At 70.4% G+C, this 4079-nt stretch carries 5 protein-coding genes; 2 read left to right on the top strand and 3 right to left on the bottom strand.

What is annotated here, in order from left to right:
• The 3 genes from VGK78_RS13475 to VGK78_RS13465 all read right to left on the bottom strand — a co-directional run.
• Window positions 1-200 (bottom strand): hypothetical protein (locus VGK78_RS13475; protein WP_331528169.1); only part of this gene is annotated, 200 nt, incomplete at its 3' end.
• Window positions 201-206: 6 nt separating this feature from the next.
• Window positions 207-992 (bottom strand): Flp pilus assembly protein CpaB, encoded by a 786-nt coding sequence (gene cpaB / locus VGK78_RS13470; protein WP_331528167.1) that lies wholly within the window; start codon window positions 990-992, stop codon window positions 207-209.
• Window positions 993-1242: 250 nt separating this feature from the next.
• Window positions 1243-3030, bottom strand: a complete 1788-nt coding sequence (locus VGK78_RS13465) for an AMP-dependent synthetase/ligase (protein ID WP_331528166.1) — start codon at window positions 3028-3030, stop codon at window positions 1243-1245.
• A gap of 132 nt (window positions 3031-3162) precedes the next feature.
• Between VGK78_RS13465 and VGK78_RS13460 the strand changes: the two genes are divergently transcribed.
• Entirely contained in the window at window positions 3163-3603 is a 441-nt protein-coding gene (locus VGK78_RS13460; protein WP_331528165.1) for an SRPBCC family protein, read from the top strand.
• Window positions 3604-3622: 19 nt separating this feature from the next.
• A partial coding sequence (locus tag VGK78_RS13455) for an ArsA family ATPase (protein WP_331528164.1) occupies window positions 3623-4079 on the top strand: 457 nt, incomplete at its 3' end.

Raw genomic sequence — 4079 nt, 5'->3', positions numbered from 1 at the left:
CGCGAGGTGCGCAGGCTCTCGCAGACGGTCACCCCGTCGCCGAACGAGATGTTCGGCCCCAGCACCACGACGTACTCCTCGGGGTGCTGGGCGAGCCACGGCAGGAGCCGCTCGGTGGTGTCCACCGACTGGCAGCCGGGGGGCAGGGCACCGAGCAGCCGGCGGGCCGTGGTGCTGTCGGGATCGACGATGACGGGCATCTCAGCTCACTTGGCGAAGAGCGACTGGATCGCGGTGGACGTGCCGGGGGCCGGCTTGACGACGCTGTTCGGAGTCAGCAGCCCGAAGGTCAGGTTGAGGGCCTTGGACGCGAGGATCACCTTCTGCGCCTCCTTCTGGTTGACCGCCAGCGTCAACAGCGTACGAGGAAGCTGCTCGGTCGTCTGCGTCCCGTTCTCGTCAGTGGTCGTCGACGTGGTCGCCGGCTGCGGGGAGCCGACGTTCAGCACGGTCACCTTCGGCAGCAGAAGCCGGGTCGACTGGACTCCTGTGCCGGAGCCGCTTGCGCCACCAGAAGTCGCCCCGGCGGCCTGCAGGGTGCCGGTCACGAAGATGGCGACGTCGGAGCCGTTCTGGATGTTGCCTGCCACCCGGTCGGGGTCGGTCAGGTTCACCGAGATCGCGATCATCCCCTTGGGGATCGGCAGCGAGGTCGTGGTCTGGGCGACCGTGCTCCCGAACTGAGCGGTGAGGATCTGCTGGCCGGCGAAGATCGGGACCGTGACGAGCTTGCCCTTGAGGGCCTCGGTCGTCGTGACGGCGTCGGTGGCGAGCTCGTTCTTCGGCACCGTCTGCATCGCGATCTGGCCACCTGACAGCGCGTCGTCGTACTTCGTGCCGGCGGCGATGTTCGACGTCGCCTTGAGCACGCTGACGTTGTCGAACTTGTCCTGGGCACGCTTGTCGGCGCTCTGGACGTAGAGGAACACGAGAGCCGTGCCGATCAAGGCGACGAACACGGCGAGGATGAGCAGCAGCCTTCGGCGATCCATGGCCGATTTCCCTTTCGCTCGGACATCTGCCGTCCGGCGGATGGCGGGCTGGCAGTACGGGGGTGCGCGCACCGGGTCGAGGGACTGGAGCCCTCCCGTGAGACCGGAACTCGCGAGACAGATGGTAGGTGTGCGACAGGCGGGTCCGTGGGACTTTGGCAAAGAAAGCAGCCCGAGGGTGGAGCGGTCCGGCGCCGCCCGTACCGGGCCTCCGCGCCCCGCCCGGACCCGGCGGGGAGCGGGGCCGGGCTCAACGGAACAGGGCCGCGATCTCGTCCTTGTGCTCCCGGACCACGACGCTCCGCTTGAGCTTGAGGCTTGGCGTGAGCTGCCCGGTCTCCTCGGTCCAGTCGTACGGCAGGATCTCGAACTTCCGGATGGACTCCGCGCGGGAGACGGCCGCGTTCGCGTCGTCGACGGCGCGCTGGATCTCGGCACGGAGATCCGGGTCGTCGACGTGGGCGGCGATGTCGCCGCTCTTGCCGTGCGCTTCTGCCCAGTCGGGGAAGGTCTCGGGATCGATCGTGACCAGCGCCGCGATGAACGGGCGGCCGTCCCCGACGACCAGGCACTGGCTGACCAGGGCGTGCGCACGCACCCGGTCCTCGAGCACCGAGGGGGCGACGTTCTTCCCACCTGCGGTCACCAGGATCTCCTTCATCCGGCCGGTGATCCGGACGAAGCCCTCCTCGTCGATCTCGCCGACGTCGCCGGTGTGGAACCAGCCGTCCCGCTCGAGCGCAGCGGCGGTCGCCTCGTCGTTGTGCCAGTAGCCGGCGAACACCTGGCCGCCGCGGAACAGCAGCTCCCCGTCGTCCCCGACGCGCACCTCGGTCCCGGGCAACGGCTGCCCCACGGTCCCGATCTTGAGGGCCTCCGGCCGGTTCACCGCGACCGCGGCCGTGGTCTCGGTGAGCCCGTAGCCCTCCAGCACCGTCAGACCGATGCCCCGGTAGAAGTGGCCGAGCCGGTCGCCGAGCGGTGCACCCCCGGAGACGGCGTACCGGCAGCGGCCGCCGAGCGCGCCGCGCAGGCGCCCGTAGACCAGCCGCGAGAACACCGCATGCCGGGCTCGGAGCGTGACCGGGACCTTCCCGCGGTCGAGCGCGCGGGAGTAGGCGATCGCCGTCTCGGCAGCACGGTCGAAAAGGGCACCCCGTCCCTCGGACGTGGCGCGCTGCGAGGCGGTGTTGAAGACCTTCTCGAAGACCCGTGGCACGGCGAGCAGGAAGGTCGGCTTGAACTCGGCGAGGTCGGGCAGCAGCCGCTTGATGTCGGCGCTGTGCCCGAGGCGCACCCGGGCCTTCACCGCACCGATCTGGATGATCCGGGCGAACACATGGGCGAGCGGCAGGAACAGCAGGGTCGAGGCGTCGTCAGCGCCGAACAGCTCGTCGAGCTCCGACACGGCGACGCCCAGCTCGACCATGAAGTTGCCGTGCGTCAGCTCGCAGCCCTTGGGGCGCCCGGTGGTGCCCGAGGTGTAGATGATCGTCGCCAGGTCGAGCGGTGTCGCCGACGTGCGGCGGCGCTCGAGCTCGTCGTCCGCGATGTCCTCACCGAGACGGCGCAGGACCTCGACGGCGTTGTCCTCCAGCGACCACACGTGGCTCAGCTCGGTCAGGGACCGGCGCCGTTCGGCGACGAGCGCCGTGTGGGCCGGCCCCTCGGCGACCACGGCCACGGCACCGGAGTCGCTGAGGATCCACTCGATCTGGTCGGCGGACGAGGTCTCGTAGATCGGGACCGTGACCGCGCCGGCGAACCAGATCGCGTAGTCCACGAGGGTCCACTCGTACCGGGTCTTCGAGAGCAGGGCGACCCGGTCGCCGACGGTGAGCCCGGCCGCGACCAGTCCCTTCGCGACCGCGCGGACCTCCGCCAGGAACTCGGCTGCGGTGACCCCGGACCACCCGCCGTCGGTGCGCCGGGAGAAGAGGACGGCGTCAGCGGCCTCCGCGGCGTTCGTCACCACGTCGTCGGTCAGGTTCCCGGTCGCCGGGATCACGACGTTCAGCGGGGCGGAGTACTCGCGCACGCAGCCTCCCAGCTCGGTCTCGGGTTCCCGGGCGAGGTTACCGCCGGGTCTGGTGAGGCCGATCCGATAGTCTCGCCGGGCTGGAGAGGTCGGCGTGCACGGGCGCCGGACCGCGAGCCCGAGGGGGACACGATGGCCGACCAGACCACGTCGTCGATCGTCGTTGAGGCCTCGCCGAGCCAGGTGATGGCCGTGATCGCCGACTTCCCGGCGTACCCGACCTGGGCCAAGGGCGTGAAGACCGCCGACGTCGTGTCCGCGCTGCCCGACGGCCGTGCCGAGCAGGTCTTCTTCACCCTCGACGTCCCGCCGATCAAGGACGAGTACACGCTCGCCTACGTGTGGTCCGGCGACGACGAGGTCACCTGGACCCTGGTCGAGGGGAAGATGTTGCGTGCCCTGGACGGTGCCTACGTGCTGACGGACCGCGGCGACGGGAGCACCGACGTCACCTACCGGCTCGCGCTGGACGTCTCGATCCCCTTGATCGGGATGCTGAAGCGGAAGGGCGAGAAGATCCTCATCGACACCGCGCTCAAGGGTCTCAAGAGGCGCGTCGAGTCCCTCGCCTGACGAGGATCGGCGCAGGCACGTGCGGATCCTGCTCTTCACCGGAAAGGGCGGCGTCGGGAAGTCGACGGTCGCCGCGGCCACGGCCGCCCTGGCCGCAGAGTCCGGCCGTCGGGTCCTGGTGCTCTCGACCGACGCGGCCCACTCGCTCGCCGACGCGTACGGCGTGACCGTGGGTCGCGAGCCCGAGCAGGTGGCCGCGAACCTGTTCGTGCACCAGGTCGACGCCCAGCGGCGCTTCGAGGAGTCCTGGGCCGAGATCCAGCGGTACCTGCTGTCCGTGCTCGAGGTCGCCGGCGTCGACCCCGTCGCCGCGGAGGAGCTCACGGTGATCCCCGGCGCGGAGGAGGTGCTGGCGCTCCTCGAGCTGAGGCTGCACGCGCTCTCCGACGAGTGGGACGCCGTCCTGGTGGACTGCGCGCCCACGGCCGAGACCCTGCGGCTGCTGGCGCTGCCCGAGGCGCTGGGCTGGTACATGA

The organism is Nocardioides sp., from assembly GCF_036503465.1.
Lineage (GTDB): Bacteria > Actinomycetota > Actinomycetes > Propionibacteriales > Nocardioidaceae > Nocardioides.
The sequence above is the reverse complement of the archived record's forward strand: the minus strand, read 5'-3'. Positions and strand labels throughout refer to the sequence as shown.

What these genes read in the sequence shown, in the direction of transcription:
- cpaB (WP_331528167.1), bottom strand. Translation starts at nt 992, where the DNA reads ATGGATCGCCGAAGGCTGCTGCTCATCCTCGCCGTGTTCGTCGCCTTG.
- VGK78_RS13460 (WP_331528165.1), top strand. Translation starts at nt 3,163, where the DNA reads ATGGCCGACCAGACCACGTCGTCGATCGTCGTTGAGGCCTCGCCGAGC.